This is a genomic window from Psychroflexus tropicus DSM 15496 (assembly GCF_000378765.1).
GTDB lineage: Bacteria > Bacteroidota > Bacteroidia > Flavobacteriales > Flavobacteriaceae > Psychroflexus > Psychroflexus tropicus.
This window is the reverse complement of the sequence record NZ_KB905346.1, coordinates 57,981-79,474: the sequence shown is the minus strand read 5'-3', so window position 1 is coordinate 79,474 and position 21,494 is coordinate 57,981. Positions and strand designations below refer to the sequence as shown.

Below are 21,494 nucleotides of genomic sequence, written 5' to 3'. Positions count from 1 at the left end.
TTTATAAACAATGGAAGATTCGCACATCATATTTGGTATACACAGTGTCATAGAAGCTTTAAAGCAGGATAAGGATATTGAAAAAATAAATCTGCTTAAAGATTCTGACAACCCAAAGCTCAAAGAAATTGAAGGCCTAGCTAAACAAAGCACCATCAAGGTGTCTTACGTACCAATACAGAAATTTAGAAAGTTTGAAAGTTTCAATCACCAGGGTGTGATTGCTTATTCCTCTCAAATCACTTATCAGAATTTTGAGTCTATCGTAGAGGCAAGTTTAGAATCTAAGACTGCTCCGTTATTTTTATTACTCGACGGCATAACTGACGTGAGAAACTTGGGAGCTATCCTAAGAACCGCAGAATGTACCGGTGTAGATGCTGTAATTCTACCTAAAAGTGGAAGCGCCCAGGTCAATAATGAAACCATAAAAACCTCAGCTGGGGCAGCATTCCATATTCCGATTTGTAAGGTAGATCATTTGAAAGATGCTATATTCTACCTCAAATCTTCGGGAGTAGAACTTATTGCAGCGACAGAGAAGACAGACCACTGCATTTATGAGCTAAATTTCAACAAGCCAGCAGCATTAATTATGGGTGGTGAAGGTGATGGAATACACCCTAGCATTTTGAAGATGGCAGATCAACAAGGAAAACTTCCCTTACTTGGCGACATAGAATCTTTAAATGTATCTGTGGCTTGTGGTGTTATTTTATATGAAGCCATACGTCAAAAACAATTCAAACTATAGTCTATTTTACTAAAGATCTAGCTCATCATTCTCATTTTCTTTTTCTTCGGGTTCCAAAGGCCTAAAGTTTCCGTTTTCGTCAAACTGTTGCATAAATTCGTCTTCTTGATCTGATTTTTCAAGGTGTTGACGTTTGATTTGAAAAGCTTTGAAGTGAGTTGACTTTAAAGTGAAGCTCAATAAGAATCCTGAAATAAAACCTGAAAGATGACCTTCCCAGGAAACCCCAGGCTTTCCGGGCAGTGTTCCCCAGACTAAGCTCCCATAAAGAAAAACAACAATTAAGGATAAGGCAATTAGCCTTAAATTCTTAGATCTTATCCCTTTGAAGAATAAGAAAGAAGCTAAAAAATATACTATGCCACTTGCCCCAATATGAAAAGAAGGTCTTGCAATCATCCAGGTAAGTAACCCAGAACCTAAGCCGCCATATAATAGGCTTTTCCAGGCAATATCCTTATAGAAGTAAAAAAGTGCAGAAGATAAAATTAGGATGGGAATAGAATTCTTGTACAAATGTTCTATCCCACTATGAATAAATGGAGAGGCTATAATTCCAACAAGCCCTTTTATAGTTCTTGGATAAACACCATAGGGCGTAAGATTAATTCGAAATTTAATTTCCACCCAATAGACCAACCAAAGCATTAATGTAATGAGTACAGGCCATAAAACAGCAGAGAATACAGATTTTTGATGATGCTGGACGATCAGTTCCTTTTGAGTCATATACCAAAAATATAGAAAAAAGAATTGTCTGCGAATCTTACTAACAAGATTCGCAGACAATTCTTTAGGTCGGAAATTAATTCCTAATTTTGGGTCATGAAAGCACCACTAGCGGAAAGATTAAGACCTAAAAGCTTATCAGATTATTTAAGTCAGGGACATCTCGTTGGAAAACAGGGTACGATTTCTCAAATGATAAAAAGAGATATGGTTCCCTCATTAATTTTATGGGGACCACCAGGGATTGGTAAAACCACACTAGCCAATTTAATAGCTAAGGAAACCAAACGCAATTTCTTCACCTTATCGGCTATAAGTAGCGGTGTAAAGGAGGTGAGAGAAGTCATACAAAAAGCCAAACAAGATCAAGGCTTATTTGAGAAGAAGAACCCTATTTTATTTATAGATGAGATTCACCGATTTAGTAAATCTCAGCAAGATTCTTTATTGGGGGCGGTTGAGCAAGGCTGGATTACACTTATTGGTGCTACAACCGAAAATCCAAGCTTTGAGGTAATACCAGCTTTATTGTCGAGATGCCAGGTTTACGTATTGAATGAATTTTCAAAAGAAGACCTTATCCAACTACTGGACAGAGCTATTAAAAAAGATACTTTCCTGTCCAAAAAAGAAATCCATTTAAAAGAAACTACCTCTTTATTAAGGTTGAGTGGAGGCGATGCCAGAAAGCTTTTGAATATGTTTGAACTCGTCGTTAATTCAGTAGAAGGAGATTCAATCTCAATTACCGATGATTTGGTAGAGGATAAAGTACAACAAAAAACTGCTCGATATGATAAAACTGGTGAGCAGCATTATGACATTATATCGGCGTTTATCAAATCCATTAGAGGTAGCGATCCAAATGCGGCAGTATATTGGTTGGCAAGAATGATTGAAGGTGGTGAAGATGTAAAATTTATAGCCAGACGACTATTAATTTTGGCTAGTGAGGATATCGGTAATGCTAACCCAACAGCCCTAATTATGGCTAATAACACATTTCAGGCAGTAACGACCATTGGTTTTCCAGAAGCAAGGATTATTTTGAGTCAATGCGTTATTTACTTAGCTACTTCACCTAAAAGTAATGCCTCATACCAAGCGATTAATGAGGCTCAAGCAATAGTAAAAGAAACGGGCGATTTGTCCGTACCACTTTCCATAAGAAATGCACCAACCAAGCTTATGAAAGACCTAGGCTACGGGGATAATTATAAGTACGCCCATAATTATCAAAATAACTTTACTCAGGCGGAATTTATGCCTGAAGATCTAAAAAACAAGGTGATTTATGAACCTGGGCATAATAAGAGAGAAGACCAATTAAGGCAGTTTTTGAAAGAAAAATGGACTGGTAAATATGATTATTGATTCACTTCTTTAAAAGTCATGTACTGAAGTTCGTTTAGGTCTTTATCCATATATTCTACGTTTAAATTACCTTCTGCATCAAAATAGGCAGCTCCGCTGATGGATATAGAATTGAAAATATAACTTCCTTTATCTGCTTTAGAAAGGGTCGCGTAATTCACTTTACCAGAGTTGGAAAGTAGCTTGTAATCTCCTTGATCAACACTTACAAGCCAGTAAGTTTTTCCTCCAAGTTTATAAACTCTTTTATCTGAGTAAGCGTTTTCGATTACTTTGTCTTCGGAAGAGGAGGCTGGGTTAAGGCTTAGTTGATCATTTTCCCTTTCTGGATATTTTTCTAAGCTGGAGTTATACCTGTAATTCATTTCAGACAACGAGCTTAAGGCTTTCTTCAAAGCATCCTGGTAACCCTCTTTAAAATCTTTGATTTTTGTTTTCCCCTCCTCAGACTCGAAAAGCACATTATCATAACAGTCTTTTAATCTGGCTACAACACTAATACTCAAATACCCGCTTGTATCTTCCACTTCAAAAAATAAAGGCTTACAGGTATTTCCTCTATAGTCCAGAGGTCTTTCTTCTGTTGACATAAAAACCTTAAACCCTTCCTCTTTTAATAAGACTCTAGAAAGGATATTAAGCTGATATTTATTGGGTTCACTTTGAAAATCAAACTGCATGGGAATGATAACATACTCAAATGCATTAATATTTGAAGTCTGACTGCTCGCCAACTGAAAACAGAGTAAAGCAATTAAGAGTAAACTAGTCTTTTTCATTTATAAAATTATTTTAAGTTCTTTTAAATCCTGTATTTGTAAACCTTTATAATTATCATCTTTACCAAAAAATATAGCTTCCATGCCAAAAGCTTTAGCTCCTTCAACATCAGCTTCAAGGTTATCTCCTATCATGAGGCTACTGTTGGATTTTGTTTTAGCTAAATCTAAAGCATATTCAAAAATAATTCTATTGGGTTTTTTTACACCAGCATCCTCAGAAGTAGTGATCGTATGGAAATAGGGGGATAATTTTGAGTTCCCTAATTTCTTGTGTTGAACATCATAAAAGCCGTTAGTGATAATATGGAGTTTATAATTAGTTTTTAGGTAATCCAATACCGGAAAAGTATTAGGGAAAAGATGGGTATGATTGGATAGATTATCAATATACGCCTGAGAGAGAAGATCTATCATTTGATCTGAGGTTCTATAGTTCAAAGTTTCAAATACTTCATTAAGCCTTTGAAACCTTAAGTTTTTCTGCTCTATCTTACCTTCTCTAAACATTCTCCAGTATTTTCTATTGACCGGCAAATAGACTTCGAGAAATTCCTGAAGTGGAATTTCTATGTTGTAATCTGAGAAAATTCTTTTAAAAGTAAGTTCGGAGTTTTTATCAAAATCCCATAGCGTGTGGTCTAAATCAAAAAATATATCTGTAATCTCTTTCATTTATAACATTTCTTTCATCATTGCAAATATGGCATTTTTATGCTCGCTATTTTCAAAATCTGAGTTTTCAAACACGAAATTCATCCGACCGTTAACAGACTTTACAGAAGATTTTAAAGTTTTTAGCTCTTCAATCTGTTTGTAAATGTCTTTACCCTTCAAAACATTAGAATTTAGGACGTATGGTTTAATGACCAACCCAGAAACTTGCTCAAGGTTGAGGTCATAAAATTGAAATGCTGTACAAGTTCCTGCTCTAAAACCAATATTCCTCTGGTAGCCCATTGAATAATCTTCTTCGATTTCCAACTTGTTGAAATTCAGATAAGCATCAGGAAAATTCAGATGGTAGTTTTTGATCAAAGCCTTAGACAAACTTCTATTAACAATCCCTTCCCAGCGTTTTTTCTCTTTTTTAAGAATTTCAATGCTATAAAGAGATTCAAAGCCAGGCAAAAGCCCAAGCTCTCCGTAATCCCCCATGGATTTAATCAGTTTATGATATATCCGTTTATTGTAGCTTATGCTTTTGGAGTAACGTGAATAGTTACTCAACTGGAAGAAAAAATCTAATTGTAATGTGTTACTTTTAGCAAAACTGATGACCTCATCATATACATCATAAGGATCTTTTTGGAGCCTAAGCATGGTTTTAAAACGTTCAAATAAGGATTTAATATCTAACTGGAACGCATCTCTTAAAGAAGCGCCTATAAATCTCACGAATCCGTTGTGCCTATACTTAAAGGCTTTGGGTACTGCAATAAAAAAGTGACTGCTGAAGCGTTTTTGAGGGAATTTGAGGTCAGAAAATTTATTTTCAAGAATCTCCTTTAACTTATAAGCCCATATATCGACTACGGGTGTTCTCAAAAAGTCGTGTTGGGAGGCTAGGCTCTCTTCAATAGGATAGGAATCTACATCATTTTTTACATGAGGCTGGTACTCTTCATAGCGAGTTACTAAATAGAAAGAAGCCGAAAAGATATCGAAGGGAATATCACTTTCTGAAGAAACTCTAAAAAAGCACGGCACCTCCTCCCACAAATCCATACTAAAGTTTAAATCATTGATACCAAGCTCTTCTAGCAAACCAAACTTTTGTACAAAAACTTCATTACCTAACTTTTTTTTAGCGTAAGAAAACTTCACCCCTTCAAAGGCTATAAAATCTTCTACTTTTGAAGTGAATTTTACTTTAAAACCTAAAATCCTTCCACAAATGTGTCTAAAGATATAATTAATTCTAGGGGTTTGTTTTGGGATATAAACCAGTAATTCCATAACTTAAAGTAGGCTTTCATCAGCGAAGCTAAAGTAAGTTTTTTCTGTCACAATAAGGTGATCCAGGACTTTAATGTCCAGCAGTTCTCCTGCGCTTTTTATTTTTTGGGTAATTGTTTTATCGGCCCTGCTAGGCTGTAAAGTGCCGGAAGGGTGGTTGTGTACTAATATAAGTGAGGTTGCCCCTTGAGACAGAGCGCTTTTAAATACCAAGCGAGTATCCACCATGGTTGCTGTAATCCCACCTTTACTGAGAGGAAATTTATAAATGATTTTATTGGAATTGTTGAGCATTAAGATCCAAAACTGTTCATGATCCAAATCTCCCAAGAAGGGCCGCATGATTTGAAAAACATCCTGACTTGATGTGATTTTTGAAAGTTCCTCATGGGGTTCTGCCCCTCTCCTACTCCCAAGTTCCAGAGCTGCTATGATACTTATAGCTTTTGCTTCTCCAATACCTTTGAATTTTTGCAACTCTTTAAGGTTGAATTTGGCTAACTTATGTAAACTCTTGTCTGAGGCATGTAAAATACGCTTACAAAGCTCTACAGCGCTCTCTTCTCTATTGCCAGAACCTATGAGTATAGCTAATAACTCCGCGTTACTAAGGCTGGATTTCCCTTTATGAATCAGTTTTTCCCTCGGCCTATCGTCTTCTGCCCAGTCTTTGATACTGAACGCTTTGGATGAAGTAGTCATGCTTACCAATATTTCTATAAATATAATTAAAGATGGATTGATGACAGCATAAAATAATGGGCCCTCGACATACACCAAAGCCGATTTGATTGTAAATTTGAAGCTCATTCAGTCAAAATTAACCTATGAGTTATCTTCCAGATCACTTCACTAACAATAGCTGGGACACTTTAAAACGTTTTATTGAACAGTTCCCACTAGCGACCCTCATCACAACTTACAATAGTGAACTATTTACTTCGCACATCCCTTTTATTATTGAAGAGGACAGACTTTTAGGGCATATTAATAAAGACAACCCCCAGTTTCAGCATCTCCATTTATCTAAAGTAGAGCTGGTCTTTCATGGTGGAGATAGTTATATTTCGCCTGCTGCATTTGACACTGATGAACTTCCTACTTTCAATTTTGCAAAGGTACATATCAAAGGACAGGCAAGATTTGTTGATGAAAACAGGCTTGTTAGCAGTTTAGTTGAGATGACATCAAGATTTGATGATGCTTTTGAATTAACCAAGGACCATCCTAAGATTGATCAATTAAAACATTTTATCCAGGGCCTTGAAGTAAAAATTGAAGATGTAAATGGTCGATTCAAGATGAGTCAAGATAAGTCTCAGCATCATTTTGAAAAGGCTAAGGACCTGTTTTCTAAAACTCAAAAAGCCAGAATGAACTGGCTTTTAAATCAATTGGAAAAAAAATAATTAACCCTACTGAATCCAGTTTTCAACTTCAGTAAAGTCAAGGCCTCCATAATTTCCAGAACTCATTAATAAAAGAACATGGTCCATATAGGTTTTAGATTTCAAAAAGTCTTGAAAAGCCTTTGGGTCTGTAAAAACTTTTAAGTCCTTTCTTCCAAATGCCTCAAATATTTGATCTTCTGTAATGCTTTCCAGCTGCTTAATCTCTAGAGCTTTTGGAGAATAAAACACGACAGCTTCGTCTGCGGCATTCAAAGCTTCTTTATATTCTGCAAGAAATTCTACATTCAAACTACTGTACGTATGAAGTTCCAAACAGGCCAGTAAGATTTTAGATGGAAATTGAGCTTTTACAGCTTTAGTTGTTGCCAAGACCTTGGACGGTGAATGGGCGTAGTCTTTAAATACGGTTGCCTTTTCAGACTGAGCGATGTGTTCCAATCGTTTGGAAGCACCTTTGAATGAGGTAATAGCTTCATAGAAATCATCCTCATCTACACCCATATGCTGTGAAATCCATTTAGCTCCAGCTATATTTTGAAGATTATGCTTTCCGAATACTTCTACAGGCATTGGACCTTCATCGGTTTCCAGATAAGTTTCACCATCTTCTATGAAATGTGCAGGGGTTGAATAGGCGTGTTTTCGAGTTGGCTTTTTAGCATCTTGAGCCAACTGACTTAAGATGTCGTCTTCTTCATTATAAACTAATGTACTACCATTGGTCATGCTGTCCAGGAATATTTCAAATTGCTCCACATAATTTTCAAAAGTTGGAAATACATTGATGTGATCCCAGGCTATACCACTTAGTAAAGCGATATTAGGCTCATAAAGATGGAACTTCGGCCTACGATCGAGTGCAGAGCTTAAATACTCATCTCCCTCTAATAAAATAAAATCATTTTCTTCTGTAAGGTGGACCATGGTGTCAAAACCCTCTAGCTGTGCTCCAACCATGTAATCTACTTCTTTACTATGGTAGTGCATGACATGCAAAACCATTGCCGTAATGGTTGTTTTTCCGTGGGAACCACCAATAACCACCCTTGTTTTCTTTTTGGAATGCTCATAGAGATACTCAGGATATGAGTAAATTTTCAAGCCTAATTCTTTAGCTTTTATAAGCTCTGGATTGTTTGCCTTAGCATGCATACCTAAGATCACAGCATCGATATCTGAGGACAGTTTCTCGGGAAACCAACCCATCTGATCTGGAAGTAGGCCTTTTTTTTGCAATCTGGATCTGGAAGGTTCAAATATTTCATCATCACTACCTGTAATGGTATCTCCTTTCTCATGAAGTGCTAAAGCAAGATTATGCATGGCACTGCCTCCTATTGCTATAAAATGTAAATGCATGTTTATTTTAATTTAATTCAAAGATAATGGTTTCAGCTCGAGTTGAAAATTTTAGTTACGGCACAGCTAGCCAATAACATAACTCAAAGCCCGGTTTTTTAATTAGCCTATGGTTGTATTTTAATTTAAATTGATGTTAAATGAAAAAAACCAAGTCTTCAACAGACTTGGTTTTTTAAAAATTGTGGTATCATCAATTAGTACCTGTAGTATTCTGGTTTGAATGGACCTTCAGCTTTTACACCAATATAGTCAGCCTGATCTTTCTTAAGTTCAGTCAATTCAACTCCAATACGTTCTAAATGAAGTTTAGCAACTTTTTCATCTAAATGTTTAGGCAACATATATACTTCATTTTTGTATTTATCTGTGTTTTGCCATAGCTCCATCTGTGCCAAAGTTTGGTTGGTGAAGGAGTTACTCATCACAAAACTTGGATGCCCAGTTGCACAACCGAGATTTACAAGTCTACCCTCTGCAAGAAGGATAATATCCTTTCCATCAATGGTGTATTTATCAACCTGAGGCTTAATCTCAACCCTAGTACTTCCATGATTCTGTTTTAACCAGGCAACATCAATTTCATTATCAAAATGACCAATATTACACACCAAAGTTTTGTCTTTAAAAGCTTCAAAGTGCTCACCTCTAATAATATCTTTATTTCCCGTCGTGGTTATAACAATATCAGCAGTTGGGGCTACAGTTTCTAATCGCTTCACTTCAAATCCATCCATAGCAGCCTGCAATGCACAAATAGGATCGATCTCTGTAATAGTAACAATAGATCCAGCTCCTTTAAAAGATGCTGCTGTCCCTTTACCCACATCTCCATATCCGCAAACAACAACCCGCTTTCCAGCTAGCATTAAGTCTGTAGCTCTTCTTATCGCATCTACTGCACTTTCTCTACAACCGTATTTATTATCGAATTTTGATTTTGTGACACTGTCATTTACATTGATAGCAGGCATTGGAAGCGTTCCGTTTTTCATTCGCTCATAGAGCCTATGAACACCTGTAGTGGTTTCTTCTGAAAGACCTTTGATTGCTTCTGCCAATTCTGGATATTCATCTAACACCATATTGGTTAAATCTCCTCCATCATCCAAAATCATATTTAATGGCTTTCGGTCTTCTCCAAAAAATAAGGTTTGCTCGATACACCAGTTAAACTCTTCCTCTGTCATTCCTTTCCAGGCATAAACTGCAACACCTGCTTCTGCAATGGCTGCAGCAGCGTGATCTTGAGTTGAAAATATATTACAAGAACTCCACGTGACCTCAGCACCCAATTCTACAAGAGTTTCTATTAAGACAGCAGTTTGAATAGTCATATGCAAACAACCAGCAATGCGAGCACCCTTAAGCGGCTTTTCTTCTCCAAATTCCTCTCTTAAGGCCATCAATCCAGGCATCTCAGACTCTGCCAGCTCTATTTCTCGTCGTCCCCACTCTGCCAAAGTAATATCTTTGACTTTATAAGGGGTATAAGGTAGTGTTTCCGTACTCATAATTTATTTTATTATATTTTTGAACACAAAATTAAGTAAACCCTATATAACTTTATGCCGATTTACAAAAGAATAACAGTAGATGAATCTACAGTTGCACTCATTTGGAAAATTGAAGAAGAACTCTCGACACTTGAAGAGGGCATAGACTTATCTCCCTATTGCAAAGAGCGTTATGATGGCATGAAGTCTTTAATTCATAAAAAAGGCTTTATAAGTATAAGACACCTCCTCAAAGAATTTGGCTATACCGATATCGATCTTTACTATGACGAAAAAGGTAAACCTCATCTTAAAGATGGTCAACATATTTCAATAACTCATTCCTTTGAATTTACAGCTGTGATTATATCCAACAAAAGAGTAGGGATTGATATAGAAAAGCAAAGAGATAAAATAAAACTCATCGCTCCAAAATTTACACCTCTAGAAGAGTATAAGGCTTTAGGTAATGGAAAAGATTTGGTGAGAAAGCTTACCATTGTGTGGGGTGCTAAAGAGTCTCTGTATAAATTATATGGTAAAAAAGGGTTGCTGTTCCTTCATGATATCTTTGTAGAAGATTTTAAAATTTCAACATCCAAAACCACGGCAAGAGTAACCTACCAACAAGAAGTAACCAATTATACTTTAAATTTTTTCGAATTTGAAAATTTTACCTGTGTTTACGCTTTAGCTTATGATTAAGACAAACCGAAATTTGGTCTATAAATCTATCCTCGAAGCTGTCCAAAATCAGGATAAATTACTCAGCGTTCTAATAGATCCTGACAAATTTGAGACCACTATCACCATGAACTTTTTGGAAAATTTACCCTACTCAACTCGGTTTCTCTTTGTTGGAGGCAGCAAGGTGAATGACGGTAAAACCGATGTTGTGGTGAGAGAATTAAAAAAACGCACTCATTTACCAATTGTGCTTTTTCCAGGAGATGTAAATCAAATCACAGACGAAGCAGATTGCCTGTTATTCTTGAGTTTACTTTCTGGTAGAAATCCAGAATATTTAATTGATCAGCAAGTAAAGTCTATTACTAAACTTCAATTTTCTCCTTTAGAAATCATTCCAACCGGTTATATATTAATAGATGGAGGTTCTGTAACATCTGTTTTAGAAATAAGTCAGACCAAAGCCATTCCGCAACACGAGTTATCCAAAATTATTCATACGGCCTTAGCCGGGCAATTTTCTGGCAAGCAATTGATATATCTTGAAGCTGGCAGCGGGGCTAAACATCCTGTTTCACCAGAAATAATATCAGCGGTAAAAGATTCTATTTCCGTTCCTTTAATAGTTGGAGGCGGAATTAAAACAGAGCATCAACGAGAGTCTGCCTTTAAAGCAGGTGCCGATATGGTGGTGATGGGCAATGCTTTTGAACGATCTATGTAAGCTGATCTGGATTATATCCTTTAAATTCTCGTTCTTGTTCTTTAAACCTGATATCATAATCTTCTAAAGCTTTAAGTATAGGATTATAAATTTCTGGGTGGATAGGCCTAAGAACTCCTGGCTTATCGATTTCACCATTTAAAATTTTAAGAGCTGCTATACCTACGGGCAAACCGACGGTTTTTGCCATAGCAGTATAGGTTTGGTTCTCCCCTACACTCACCATCGTAGAATCGATTTGCTTTTTCTCGCCATCAATTTCAAAACCGAATTTATGGTACATTACAATCATATCTTTATCCTCAGGTTTCAAGGTCCACTTTTCTTCCAGAATTTTTTGTAAGGCCTGGGCTGGAGTAGCATCCTTTAATCCTATTTTTTTATCAGCATTAAAAATATCTAATTCCAGTAGCTTATCCCAGATGAGATCATCCTGATCAATTTTAAGGCTTAATCTTAGTTTCAATTCCACAGAGTCTGTTGGAGAGTAAGGTAAAAATGAATTCACAAACGCCCTATAGCTCATCTGCTCTGTATTTTGCATGGAATAAGTATCATCTGTCATTCCCAACTGTACAAATACATTCCAGGCTTTACTGAACCCAATTCGTCTTAGAGTACCTCTATAAATAGTGGGAATATCTTCGAGTCCGTAAATACTTCTGTAGGCTAGTGAATTTCTATTAGCCAGACCTTCAAATCTACCATATTGTGGAATTTGAAGAAACTCGGTTCTTCTGAAGAGTCGCTGGTAAGGGATATACTTGTATTGTCCTTCCTGAATAAATTCTGCAGCCCCGCCTTGACCTGCTACAACCACATTTCTAGGATTCCAGGTAAACTTGTAATTCCAAAGATTATCATCACTTTCAGGAGCTACCAAGCCTCCTGTGAAGGATTCAAATAATAGCATTTTTCCTCCATTTGATCGTATTCTATCGATGACTTGCATTGCACTCATATGATCTATACCAGGATCTACACCTATTTCATTCATAAAAGTCAAACCCTTTTCTCTTACTTCAGTATCCAAAGCCTGCATCTCATCAGAAACATATGAAGCTGTCAACATATTTTTATTGAATTTTACACAGTCCTTGGCAACTTCAATATGAAACCTGGCAGGCAACATTGAAATAACGATATCTGCCTTTTGAATTGCATCTTCCCTTTGATCCGCATCGAAAATATCCAGAGCCATCGCAGTAGCCTGTGAATGATTTTGAGTCAGGTTTTGAGCTGACTGCAAGTCTTTATCAGCTATGACTAGCTTAAACTCTTTTACTTTGGATTCTTGAAGTAAAAATCTAACTAAAGAAGAGGTAGATTTTCCTGCCCCTATGATTAATATTGACCTCATATTTGATTTTAACTTTTAATGATTAATTTTGGTTGAATTTTGAATTTACATAATATAAATTAGATACAAATGAAAGCTAGAAGGAAATTAATTTTACTGGGAACCAGCCTCGGTTTTATTGGGATAATACTTGGAGCCTTTGCTGCTCATGGCTTAGAAAAATTGATCTCCGAAGAGGCAATAGCAACCTTTGAAACTGGTGTTAAGTATCAAATTTATCACGCTTTACTACTTGTATTTTTATCTTCTCAAAGCTTTACCACAGAAAAACTGAATAAGATTTTATTCTGGCTCATTCTTTTAGGAACCCTTTTCTTTTCAGGATCTATCTATGGACTTTCTACAAATGAACTTTCAGGTTTTGATTTCAAAACCATCGCCTGGATAACTCCCATAGGTGGAGCGCTTTTCATCTTCAGCTGGATTCTCATCTTCTTGAACGTTTTAAAAAAACCTAAGAATTTATAAAGATTAAGTTCTTTAGTTAAGATGAAACTCGTTAGCTTTGTACACCATAAACAACAACACAACAAAATATGAGTAATTTAAAAGGAGTTACGAAAACGATTGAGTTGACCAATTATGGTATTCATTCTAAACAAATTAATTATCAGCTTTCCTCGGACGAATTACACGCAATTACTATTGAAAAAGGACAGGGTGTCGAAGTTGATTCTGGCGCTTTAGCAATCAACACCGGTGAATTTACAGGTCGTTCACCTAAAGACCGCTTCATTGTTAAAGATGATATCACTAAAGACGAAGTGTGGTGGAGCGACATCAACTTAGCTTTCGACCCTGGTGATTTTGATAAACTTTACGATAAAGTAGTAAATTATTTAGGAGATAAAGAACTCTTCGTAAGAGATGCTTACGCTTGTGCCGATGATAACTACAGATTAAATATCAGACATATAAATGAGCTTCCATGGAGCAACATGTTCACATATAATATGTTCTTGAGGCCCACAGAAGAAGATCTAAAAGATTTTTCTCCAGAGTGGACGGTTATAAATGCTCCGGGATTTATGGCAGATCCTGAAGTTGACGGAACAAGAGCTCACAATTTTGCTATATTAAACTTCACTAAAAAAATTGCCCTAATAGGCGGCACCGGCTATACCGGAGAAATCAAAAAAGGAATTTTTTCTGCTCTGAATTTTATCCTTCCAGTGATGAAAAATACCCTCCCAATGCACTGCTCTGCAAATGTTGGAAAAGATGGAGACACGGCCATCTTTTTTGGACTCTCTGGCACAGGTAAAACTACTTTATCTGCAGATCCAGACCGCAGATTAATAGGTGATGATGAGCATGGCTGGACAAATGAGAACACAGTATTCAATTTTGAAGGAGGCTGCTACGCTAAAGTGATAGATTTATCTGAAGAGAAAGAACCAGACATCTATAGAGCTATTAAACCGGGTGCCATTTTGGAAAATGTGGTGATTAAAAATGGAAAAGTAGACTTTTTAGACAGTAGTATTACTCAAAACACCAGGGTTAGTTACCCGATCTATCATATAGACAATATACAACCAGGTTCAGTTGGAAAAAATCCCAAAAATATTTTCTTTCTCACAGCAGATGCTTTTGGAGTACTGCCACCTATAAGTAAATTAACACCTGGTCAGGCTGCTTTTCATTTTATAAGTGGTTACACAGCGAAAGTTGCAGGAACTGAAGCTGGTGTTACTGAGCCAATCCCTAGCTTCTCTGCTTGTTTTGGCGCTCCTTTTATGCCACTTCACCCTACCCGCTATGGAGAAATGCTAAGTAAGAAAATGAAAGATTCTGGTGTTAACGTTTGGTTGATTAATACAGGATGGACTGGTGGTCCTTATGGGACAGGAAGACGAATGAAACTGAAATACACCAGAGCCATGATTTCAGCAGCGCTGGAAGGCAAACTCGATCACGTAGATTATAAAACTCATGAAGTCTTTAATATTGCAGTGCCAATGTCTTGCCCAGAAGTTCCAAGTGAAGTCTTAAATCCAAAAGACACATGGGCAGATAAGGAAGCTTATGATGTGAAAGCAAAAACACTTGCTAAATCATTTAGAGATAACTTTAAAAAGTTTGAGGATTATGCAGATTCTGAGATCATAAAAGGGGCACCTAACGCTTAAGCGGCACAGCTCCATTCACAAAAAAGCCGGAAATAAATTTCCGGCTTTTTTATATGATTACTTAATGAGAAGCTTAATTCTCTTTAATGTAATTTTCTATGGCCATGGTCATAGATGGATTTTCTGGAGTAGGTGCCTGAATCTGCACTTTAAGTCCCTTTTCTTCGGCAGCTTTGATGGTAGAATTTCCAAAAGCAGCTATCCTGGTATCTTTTTGCTCGAAGTCCGGGAAGTTCTCATAAAGCGACTTAATTCCACTCGGACTAAAAAACACCACTACATCATAAGATACTTCTCTTAAATGTGATAAATCACTAACCACAGTTTTGTAAAAAATACCTCTGGTCCAATCCACACCAAGTTTATCTAATTGCTGTGGTATAATAGGTTTTAACATATCTGAAGAAGGTAACAAAAACTTCTCGTCTTTATGCTTTTTAATACTAGCTTCTAGTTCTTGGAATGTTCGTTTCCCTACATAAATTTTACGCTTTCTATACACCACATATTTTTGTAAGTAATAGGCAACAGCTTCACTAAGACAAAAATATTTGAGAGTATCTGGAATTTTATACCTCATTTCTTCGGCAATCCTGAAGAAGTGATCTACGGCATTCCTGCTGGTTAGGATAATTGCAGAAAACTTGGTAATATCGATTTTTTGTTGCCTTACCTGTTTTGAATCTACAGGCTCAACATGAATGAAAGGAATAAAATCAATCTTAACTTTCAGTTTTTCTTCTAATTCTGAATAAGGTGAATTTTCTACATTAGGTTTGGGTTGTGAAATAAGAATATTTTTCACTTTCATATAGCTTAGTTTTATACTACACCTTGCTTATTCAATTGATTTTTAAAACCTTAAAAAGAATCAAATAGGGTGCAATTTCAAAAGCGCAAAGGTACAAAATAAAATAAAACCAATATGCTAAAATGTGTTTTTGATATAAACCGACAAAGGAAAATAATTTGAACGCGTACACCAACACAGCCACGGTTACAATCCCTAAAACTATTATTGGACTGTAGCTACCTTGAAAGTATAAAAAAAGTCCGGCAGGAAATAAAAAAAATAACGCTAACCAGCTGAGAACTCCCTGCTTATAAAACAAGTATTTGTTCAATATTTGATCTATTTCAAATAGATCTCCAAGCATTTTCTCGACCAGGTATTTACTTAGTACAAAAATCGAAATTAAAAATAGAATTTGAAGATGAGTTAGAATGGAGAAGTCTAAACTTTCAGTAATGATCATAATAAAGTACGACAAACCGAACAAACTACCTATGAATAAGAGAACTTCTGAAAGTTCTATCCTTCTTTTTTCAAGAAATTTTTTCGAATAAAAATTTGACGTGTAAAGGGAGTTGAGATAGGAAAAAAAATAGCTAGTCTTGTTCCACTTAACAACCACTAAGATAATGAGCACAAAAAAGAATGTGGCTACGGTCCAATGGTGATCTATATGTGGTCTTAACGATTGAAACAAAAACGTTTTTAAAGCAAATGTAAATTAAAACAGCCTTTTATGGATGACTTTTAGTTGGTAAAATCTATATTTGTGAATCAACTTTCAACCACACTTGATGCCTCAAAAATTAGTCATCATCCCCACATACAACGAAATTGAAAATATTGAGAAAATAGTTAAAAATATTTTTTCTCAACCCGTTGATTTTGAAATTCTAGTTGTTGATGATTCATCTCCAGACGGTACCTGGTCTTTAGTTCATAAATTACAGGAAGAGTACCCTGAAAAGTTGCACCTGGAAATAAGAACTTCTAAAAGCGGATTGGGAAAAGCTTATTTACACGGCTTTCAATGGGCTTTAAAGAGAAAGTACGATTATATTTTTGAGATGGATGCAGATTTCTCACACAACCCAAATGATTTAATCCGGCTTTACAACTCCTGTCTTAAGGAAAATTACGATGTAACGATTGGCTCCAGGTATATCACTGGTGTAAATGTGATTAATTGGCCTATGAAACGCGTATTACTATCATGGATGGCTTCCAAATACGTTAAAGCTATAACAAGGATGCCAATTGAGGATACTACGGCTGGTTTTATCTGTTATAAGCGCAAGGTGTTAGAAACTATAGATTTAGATAAAATAAAATTTGTTGGATATGCGTTTCAGATAGAAATGAAATTTAAAGCTTTCCAAAAAGGATTTAAACTCAAAGAGATCCCTGTTATCTTTACAGATCGAACAAAAGGTAAATCTAAAATGAGTAGTGGAATCATTAAGGAAGCTGTATTTGGAGTTATCACCTTGAAGCTTAAAAGCCTCTTTGGAAAAATTTAATTTATGACAGAGTATCTGATTAAAAATGCAAAAATCGTCAATGAAAATAAAATCTTTGAAGGCGATGTTCATATCAAAAATGATATCATAGTAGAAGTCTCTTCATCTATAAGTGCAAAATCAAGTGATATTAAGATTATTGATGCTGGCGGCAAGCATTTAATCCCCGGAATTATAGATGACCAAGTTCATTTTAGAGAGCCTGGGCTAACCCATAAAGAAACCATATTAACTGGGTCTAAAGCTGCGGTTTCTGGAGGCATTACCTCCTACTTCGAAATGCCAAACACCAACCCCCAAACCACGACAATTGAAAAATTAGAGGAGAAGTTTGATATGGCAAAAGATAACTCTTATGCTAATTACTCCTTTATGTTTGGAGGCACAAATGACAATTTAGAGGAGATCAAGAAAGTGAACCCAAAAACAACAGCAGCCTTAAAATTATTCCTAGGTTCATCTACAGGCAACATGCTTGTGGACGATGAAAAAGTTCTGGAGGATATTTTTAAACATTCTCCACTTATCATAGCCACACACTGCGAAGATGAAGATACAATTCAAAGAAATTTACAAGCACATCTTGAAGAATATGGAGAAGATATTCCTATCCATCTGCACCCCAAAATCAGAAGTGAAGAAGCCTGCTACCTTTCCTCTTCCAAAGCAGTTGCTTTAGCTAAAAAGACAGGAGCTAGACTACATGTATTTCACTTGTCTACCGCTAAAGAATTGAAATTATTCTCTAATAAGCTACCTCTAAAGAAGAAAAAGATAACCGCAGAAGTATGTATACACCATTTGTGGTTTGACGAGTCCGATTATAATAAAAAAGGAACTCATATCAAGTGGAATCCAGCGGTAAAAACAGCTAAGGATAAACAAGAATTACTCAAAGCTCTGAATAAGAACTTACTCGACGTTGTTGCTACAGATCATGCTCCTCATACTAAGGAAGAAAAAGATAATGTATACACAAAAGCCCCTAGCGGGGGACCCCTTGTCCAACACGCTTTACCGGCAATGCTGGAATTTTATCATCAGGGGAAGCTATCTTTAGAAAAAATTGTAGAAAAAATGTGCCACAATCCGGCTCTATTATTTGATATTCACCTAAGAGGATTTATTAAAGAAGGCTATAAAGCAGATTTGGTATTGGTCGACACTTTGGCACCTTGGACCGTCAACTCGAGAAATATTTTTTATAAATGCGGCTGGTCCCCTTTCGAAGGAACAAGTTTCAAGTCCAGAGTGACTCACACTTTTGTAAATGGACACCTTGTATTTGAGAATTTTAAATTCAATGATGGACTGTTTGGTGAACGCTTAGAATTTGATCGATAATATGAAACTGATATTTGCTTTAGGGCTGTTAAATCTTTTCTTACTCTTGAGTTGTCAGGATGTTAAGGAGGTTGAGAAACCCAATACTTTGTTGACAAAATCAGAAATGAAAGATCTGATTTACGATATGGTTTTGCTCGATGCAGCTACTGGAGTCAATGAGAAAAGGCTTGAGGAATTAGATGTTGAAATGCTTGAATTTTTATCCCTTAAATACAAGATAGACAGTACAGATCTCAAACAGAATCTACTTTACTACAACTTGAAATTTGATGAAAATTTAGAGATCTATCAAAAAGTAAAAGACAGTATTACACGTTTAGAAAAAGCCTATGATTCCATTTCGGAAGTTACAGATAGTCTAAGAAGAGTGGAAAAAAAGAAACAAGATTCAATTCGTAAACTTGATACGATCCCGAAGAAAATAATGATTACCCGGGATAAAAGTATTGATTAATACCTTTGATAAATTCTATCCAGATACACTTCTATAGGTTCAAATTCAAAATCTAGTTCATTTTTAATTTTATTGGAAGAGTACAAAGCATTTTTAAATAAATCTGGGATGACTTCTAAGGTAAGCTGGCGTTTATAGCTTGTAAAAAAAGACCTTAGAATTTCGAAAAACCATGTGATATACAACATCCAGGGTTTTAGTTCTATGTCAGGAGCAGGTTTATTGAATTTTGATGCAAAAAGGCTCATAACATGATAAAAAGATAAATTCTCTGATACTAAGATGTACCTTTCATTGATGATGTTGCTGTCCATCAATTTGATCATGGCCTTGCACACATCATAAACCCCAACGAAACCAGTAATCTTTGGTGGAAATATTTTCACCCCATTTTTCATTTTCGAGAGAAGCTTCCCACTTCCTGTGCTATAGAATCCATCGCCAAGAATGATTCCAGGATTAAGGATAACGACTTTTAAGCCCTCCTGAGAAGCTCTCCATACTTCCATTTCGGCCCCGTACTTACTAATTTCGTAAGCAGAGGGTTTTTGATCTTCTGCTAGAGGAGTCTTCTCAGTAATCTCAGTTTGCGGTGAGATAGGCTTCCCAAGTGTTGCAATAGAACTAACATGCCCAAATTTTTCAATACCAAAATGGATTGATAGATTAACCATATGGGCTGTGCCTTCAATATTCACCTTACGCATAAGCTTGTAATCTGAAGGACTGTTACTAATGAATCCAGCGCAATGGTAAACATGAGTTACACCCTCAAAAGCTAATTCTAAAGCAGGAAGATCTAAGATATCGCACCTATACCATTCTATATACTTCTCCAACTGATCATCTGATATGTCGTATTTCAGTAGTACGTTGATGGCTTGTTGCTTCTTGTTTTCGGTTCTAAACAAAGCACGAGTTTTGACTTTTTTAGAAATAAGGTATGCTAGCAAGTGTGCACCAACAAGTCCTGTTGCTCCCGTTAGTAAATTCATTTGGTAAATATACGAAAATCGAAAGTTGATAATTTTTTCATTATAATATCTTTGTGCGAAATCATAAGATAAATATGAAAAAAGATTTTATACAGGAAGTGACCTGGAGAGGCATGGTCCACGATTTGATGCCGGGTACTCAAGAACATCTGAATGAATCCTCTAGAGCTGCTTATGTTGGTATCGATCCCACAGCAGACTCCTTACACATAGGTCATTTGGTGGGCGTAATGATGCTTCGTCATTTTCAATTGGCTGGACATCGGCCAGTAGCCTTAATAGGAGGTGCTACCGGTATGATTGGCGATCCTTCTGGAAAATCTCAAGAAAGAAATCTTTTGGACGAAGAGACCCTAAGGCATAACCAAAATGCGATTAAAAACCAACTTTCGAAGTTTTTAGATTTTAATACATCAGATGATAATTCAGCCCAGTTAGTTAATAATTACGACTGGATGAAAGAATTTTCATTCTTAGACTTTATTAGAGATGTAGGGAAACACATCACTGTGAATTATATGATGTCCAAGGATTCTGTAAAGAAACGATTATCATCAGAGTCTAAAGAAGGAATGAGCTTTACTGAATTCACCTACCAATTGGTTCAGGGTTACGATTTTCTTCATTTATTCAGAACTCAACATTGTACATTACAAATGGGTGGAAGTGACCAGTGGGGAAATATTACCACAGGAACAGAGCTCATAAGACGAATAGATCAAGGTAAAGGCTTTGCCCTCACCTGCCCTCTCATTACAAAGGCAGACGGAACAAAATTTGGGAAGACAGCTTCGGGTAATATTTGGCTGGATCCAGCAAAAACATCCCCTTACAAGTTCTACCAATACTGGATCAATACCAGTGATGAAGATGCTGAAAAATTTATCAAAATATTTACTTTTTTATCACAAGATGAAATCGATAGCTTAATCTTATCTCATAGTAAAGAACCTCACTTGAGACGGCTTCAAAATAGATTAGCAGATGAAATCACAGCGACAGTTCACTCCAAAGAGGCTTTAGAGAAAGCTAAAGAAGCCTCTAAAGTTTTATTTGGAAAAAGTACTGAAGAAGATCTTGCAAGACTTGATGAAGCGACATTTCTTGACGTTTTTGAAGGTGTTCCATTAAAAGAGCTAAGTAGAGATTTGCTAAATACAGATTTTGACATGATAGCAGCGCTTTCCGCAGAGACAGGATTTTTAAAATCTAATGGTGAAGCCAGAAGAGCGTTAAAAGAAAATTCCATATCAGTGAATAAAACTAAAGTCAATTTAGACTTTAAGATTACTGATAAGGATCTAATTAACGAAAGATATGTATTGATTAACAAAGGAAAGAAAAACACTTACCTCATTAAGTTCAATTAGTAGTTAAAAAAAGTATTTAAAAGGCTTTCCGTAGGGAAAGTCTTTTTTGTTAACAGGAAAGTATATAAAACAGAAAAGCCTTGAACGAGTGCTCAAGGCTTTTCTTAACTAACCAATCTATTATGAAAAAACTTCATCCTAATACAAATGTACGGTAGATATTCATCTCTCAAAAATAAATTGATGATTTTTTGTAAATTATTAACAGGATAAATTTCATAGCGCTGAAAATCAACATATTATTTTCGGA

The 21,494-nt window shown here is 36.0% G+C and carries 22 protein-coding genes; 11 read left to right on the top strand and 11 right to left on the bottom strand.

Going from position 1 to position 21,494, the window contains the following annotated elements:
- Positions 1 to 10: 10 nt before the first annotated feature.
- Positions 11 to 754: a 23S rRNA (guanosine(2251)-2'-O)-methyltransferase RlmB gene (gene rlmB, locus F598_RS0112845; protein WP_019039478.1), complete on the top strand. Its 744-nt coding sequence runs from the start codon at positions 11 to 13 to the stop codon at positions 752 to 754.
- A gap of 9 nt (positions 755 to 763) precedes the next feature.
- Here rlmB and F598_RS0112840 read toward each other — a convergent pair whose 3' ends face one another.
- Positions 764 to 1,483, bottom strand: coding sequence for a rhomboid family intramembrane serine protease (locus F598_RS0112840; protein WP_019039477.1), 720 nt, complete (start codon positions 1,481 to 1,483; stop codon positions 764 to 766).
- A 96-nt stretch (positions 1,484 to 1,579) separates the two neighbouring features.
- Here F598_RS0112840 and F598_RS0112835 point away from each other — a divergent pair, with 96 nt between their 5' ends.
- Complete coding sequence (locus F598_RS0112835) at positions 1,580 to 2,857, top strand: replication-associated recombination protein A (protein ID WP_019039476.1); 1,278 nt, start codon at positions 1,580 to 1,582, stop codon at positions 2,855 to 2,857.
- Here F598_RS0112835 and F598_RS0112830 read toward each other — a convergent pair.
- The 4 genes from F598_RS0112830 to radC are packed head-to-tail and all read right to left on the bottom strand — an operon-like array spanning position 2,851 to position 6,297.
- Positions 2,851 to 3,636 (bottom strand): hypothetical protein, encoded by a 786-nt coding sequence (locus F598_RS0112830; RefSeq protein ID WP_019039475.1) that lies wholly within the window; start codon positions 3,634 to 3,636, stop codon positions 2,851 to 2,853. The two genes, F598_RS0112835 and F598_RS0112830, sit on opposite strands and share 7 nt — an antisense overlap.
- Positions 3,637 to 4,311: a YjjG family noncanonical pyrimidine nucleotidase gene (locus F598_RS0112825; RefSeq protein WP_019039474.1), complete on the bottom strand. Its 675-nt coding sequence runs from the start codon at positions 4,309 to 4,311 to the stop codon at positions 3,637 to 3,639.
- Positions 4,312 to 5,595 carry a polysaccharide deacetylase family protein gene (locus tag F598_RS0112820; RefSeq protein WP_019039473.1) on the bottom strand — a complete coding sequence of 428 codons (1,284 nt, stop codon included), beginning with the start codon at positions 5,593 to 5,595 and terminating at the stop codon, positions 4,312 to 4,314.
- 3 nt (positions 5,596 to 5,598) lie between these two features.
- Complete coding sequence (gene radC / locus F598_RS0112815; protein WP_026302717.1) at positions 5,599 to 6,297, bottom strand: RadC family protein; 699 nt, start codon at positions 6,295 to 6,297, stop codon at positions 5,599 to 5,601.
- Between the two features lie 125 nt (positions 6,298 to 6,422).
- On the opposite strand from radC, the gene F598_RS0112810 reads away from it, so the two are divergent.
- Positions 6,423 to 7,004 carry an FMN-binding negative transcriptional regulator gene (locus tag F598_RS0112810; RefSeq protein ID WP_019039471.1) on the top strand — a complete coding sequence of 194 codons (582 nt, stop codon included), beginning with the start codon at positions 6,423 to 6,425 and terminating at the stop codon, positions 7,002 to 7,004.
- Between the two features lie 6 nt (positions 7,005 to 7,010).
- On the opposite strand, the gene F598_RS0112805 is transcribed toward F598_RS0112810, so the two are convergent.
- Complete coding sequence (locus F598_RS0112805) at positions 7,011 to 8,366, bottom strand: UDP-N-acetylmuramate--L-alanine ligase (RefSeq protein WP_019039470.1); 1,356 nt, start codon at positions 8,364 to 8,366, stop codon at positions 7,011 to 7,013.
- Between the two features lie 197 nt (positions 8,367 to 8,563).
- Entirely contained in the window at positions 8,564 to 9,880 is a 1,317-nt protein-coding gene (gene ahcY / locus F598_RS0112800; protein ID WP_019039469.1) for an adenosylhomocysteinase, read from the bottom strand.
- 54 nt (positions 9,881 to 9,934) lie between these two features.
- On the opposite strand from ahcY, the gene F598_RS0112795 reads away from it, so the two are divergent.
- Positions 9,935 to 10,567: a 4'-phosphopantetheinyl transferase family protein gene (locus F598_RS0112795; RefSeq protein ID WP_019039468.1), complete on the top strand. Its 633-nt coding sequence runs from the start codon at positions 9,935 to 9,937 to the stop codon at positions 10,565 to 10,567.
- Positions 10,560 to 11,273 carry a phosphoglycerol geranylgeranyltransferase gene (locus F598_RS0112790; RefSeq protein ID WP_019039467.1) on the top strand — a complete coding sequence of 238 codons (714 nt, stop codon included), beginning with the start codon at positions 10,560 to 10,562 and terminating at the stop codon, positions 11,271 to 11,273. Before F598_RS0112795 ends, F598_RS0112790 begins: the two co-directional genes overlap by 8 nt.
- On the opposite strand, the gene F598_RS0112785 is transcribed toward F598_RS0112790, so the two are convergent.
- Complete coding sequence (locus tag F598_RS0112785; RefSeq protein WP_019039466.1) at positions 11,266 to 12,633, bottom strand: saccharopine dehydrogenase family protein; 1,368 nt, start codon at positions 12,631 to 12,633, stop codon at positions 11,266 to 11,268. The genes F598_RS0112790 and F598_RS0112785 overlap by 8 nt on opposite strands.
- Positions 12,634 to 12,702: 69 nt before the next feature.
- On the opposite strand from F598_RS0112785, the gene F598_RS0112780 reads away from it, so the two are divergent.
- Both F598_RS0112780 and pckA read left to right on the top strand, forming a co-directional pair.
- A complete protein-coding gene (locus F598_RS0112780) occupies positions 12,703 to 13,101 on the top strand; it encodes a DUF423 domain-containing protein (protein ID WP_019039465.1) in 399 nt (132 codons plus the stop codon).
- 68 nt (positions 13,102 to 13,169) lie between these two features.
- A complete protein-coding gene (pckA, locus tag F598_RS0112775) occupies positions 13,170 to 14,765 on the top strand; it encodes a phosphoenolpyruvate carboxykinase (ATP) (RefSeq protein WP_019039464.1) in 1,596 nt (531 codons plus the stop codon).
- Between the two features lie 73 nt (positions 14,766 to 14,838).
- Here the strand turns inward: pckA and F598_RS0112770 are convergent, their stop codons facing one another.
- Both F598_RS0112770 and F598_RS0112765 read right to left on the bottom strand, forming a co-directional pair.
- Complete coding sequence (locus F598_RS0112770) at positions 14,839 to 15,576, bottom strand: uroporphyrinogen-III synthase (protein ID WP_019039463.1); 738 nt, start codon at positions 15,574 to 15,576, stop codon at positions 14,839 to 14,841.
- Positions 15,577 to 15,607: 31 nt separating this feature from the next.
- Positions 15,608 to 16,255: a DUF4271 domain-containing protein gene (locus F598_RS0112765; RefSeq protein ID WP_026302716.1), complete on the bottom strand. Its 648-nt coding sequence runs from the start codon at positions 16,253 to 16,255 to the stop codon at positions 15,608 to 15,610.
- Positions 16,256 to 16,352: 97 nt separating this feature from the next.
- Between F598_RS0112765 and F598_RS0112760 the strand changes: the two genes are divergently transcribed.
- The 3 genes from F598_RS0112760 to F598_RS0112750 are packed head-to-tail and all read left to right on the top strand — an operon-like array spanning position 16,353 to position 18,879.
- Positions 16,353 to 17,078, top strand: a complete 726-nt coding sequence (locus F598_RS0112760) for a polyprenol monophosphomannose synthase (RefSeq protein ID WP_019039461.1) — start codon at positions 16,353 to 16,355, stop codon at positions 17,076 to 17,078.
- A 3-nt stretch (positions 17,079 to 17,081) separates the two neighbouring features.
- Complete coding sequence (locus tag F598_RS0112755) at positions 17,082 to 18,422, top strand: dihydroorotase (protein WP_019039460.1); 1,341 nt, start codon at positions 17,082 to 17,084, stop codon at positions 18,420 to 18,422.
- A gap of 1 nt (position 18,423) precedes the next feature.
- Positions 18,424 to 18,879 (top strand): DUF4296 domain-containing protein, encoded by a 456-nt coding sequence (locus F598_RS0112750; protein WP_019039459.1) that lies wholly within the window; start codon positions 18,424 to 18,426, stop codon positions 18,877 to 18,879.
- On the opposite strand, the gene F598_RS0112745 is transcribed toward F598_RS0112750, so the two are convergent.
- Positions 18,876 to 19,874 (bottom strand): NAD-dependent epimerase/dehydratase family protein, encoded by a 999-nt coding sequence (locus F598_RS0112745; RefSeq protein WP_019039458.1) that lies wholly within the window; start codon positions 19,872 to 19,874, stop codon positions 18,876 to 18,878. The genes F598_RS0112750 and F598_RS0112745 overlap by 4 nt on opposite strands.
- Before the next feature lie 74 nt (positions 19,875 to 19,948).
- Here F598_RS0112745 and tyrS point away from each other — a divergent pair, with 74 nt between their 5' ends.
- Positions 19,949 to 21,244: a tyrosine--tRNA ligase gene (gene tyrS / locus F598_RS0112740; RefSeq protein WP_019039457.1), complete on the top strand. Its 1,296-nt coding sequence runs from the start codon at positions 19,949 to 19,951 to the stop codon at positions 21,242 to 21,244.
- Positions 21,245 to 21,494: the final 250 nt, after the last annotated feature.

Bases quoted from the DNA above. Each gene is read 5' to 3' on its own strand.
- rlmB (WP_019039478.1), top strand. From the start codon at position 11: ATGGAAGATTCGCACATCATATTTGGTATACACAGTGTCATAGAAGCT.
- F598_RS0112840 (WP_019039477.1), bottom strand. From the start codon at position 1,483: ATGACTCAAAAGGAACTGATCGTCCAGCATCATCAAAAATCTGTATTC.
- F598_RS0112835 (WP_019039476.1), top strand. From the start codon at position 1,580: ATGAAAGCACCACTAGCGGAAAGATTAAGACCTAAAAGCTTATCAGAT.
- F598_RS0112830 (WP_019039475.1), bottom strand. From the start codon at position 3,636: ATGAAAAAGACTAGTTTACTCTTAATTGCTTTACTCTGTTTTCAGTTG.
- F598_RS0112825 (WP_019039474.1), bottom strand. From the start codon at position 4,311: ATGAAAGAGATTACAGATATATTTTTTGATTTAGACCACACGCTATGG.
- F598_RS0112820 (WP_019039473.1), bottom strand. From the start codon at position 5,595: ATGGAATTACTGGTTTATATCCCAAAACAAACCCCTAGAATTAATTAT.
- radC (WP_026302717.1), bottom strand. From the start codon at position 6,297: ATGACTACTTCATCCAAAGCGTTCAGTATCAAAGACTGGGCAGAAGAC.
- F598_RS0112810 (WP_019039471.1), top strand. From the start codon at position 6,423: ATGAGTTATCTTCCAGATCACTTCACTAACAATAGCTGGGACACTTTA.
- F598_RS0112805 (WP_019039470.1), bottom strand. From the start codon at position 8,366: ATGCATTTACATTTTATAGCAATAGGAGGCAGTGCCATGCATAATCTT.
- ahcY (WP_019039469.1), bottom strand. From the start codon at position 9,880: ATGAGTACGGAAACACTACCTTATACCCCTTATAAAGTCAAAGATATT.
- F598_RS0112795 (WP_019039468.1), top strand. From the start codon at position 9,935: ATGCCGATTTACAAAAGAATAACAGTAGATGAATCTACAGTTGCACTC.
- F598_RS0112790 (WP_019039467.1), top strand. From the start codon at position 10,560: ATGATTAAGACAAACCGAAATTTGGTCTATAAATCTATCCTCGAAGCT.
- F598_RS0112785 (WP_019039466.1), bottom strand. From the start codon at position 12,633: ATGAGGTCAATATTAATCATAGGGGCAGGAAAATCTACCTCTTCTTTA.
- F598_RS0112780 (WP_019039465.1), top strand. From the start codon at position 12,703: ATGAAAGCTAGAAGGAAATTAATTTTACTGGGAACCAGCCTCGGTTTT.
- pckA (WP_019039464.1), top strand. From the start codon at position 13,170: ATGAGTAATTTAAAAGGAGTTACGAAAACGATTGAGTTGACCAATTAT.
- F598_RS0112770 (WP_019039463.1), bottom strand. From the start codon at position 15,576: ATGAAAGTGAAAAATATTCTTATTTCACAACCCAAACCTAATGTAGAA.
- F598_RS0112760 (WP_019039461.1), top strand. From the start codon at position 16,353: ATGCCTCAAAAATTAGTCATCATCCCCACATACAACGAAATTGAAAAT.
- F598_RS0112755 (WP_019039460.1), top strand. From the start codon at position 17,082: ATGACAGAGTATCTGATTAAAAATGCAAAAATCGTCAATGAAAATAAA.
- F598_RS0112750 (WP_019039459.1), top strand. From the start codon at position 18,424: ATGAAACTGATATTTGCTTTAGGGCTGTTAAATCTTTTCTTACTCTTG.
- F598_RS0112745 (WP_019039458.1), bottom strand. From the start codon at position 19,874: ATGAATTTACTAACGGGAGCAACAGGACTTGTTGGTGCACACTTGCTA.
- tyrS (WP_019039457.1), top strand. From the start codon at position 19,949: ATGAAAAAAGATTTTATACAGGAAGTGACCTGGAGAGGCATGGTCCAC.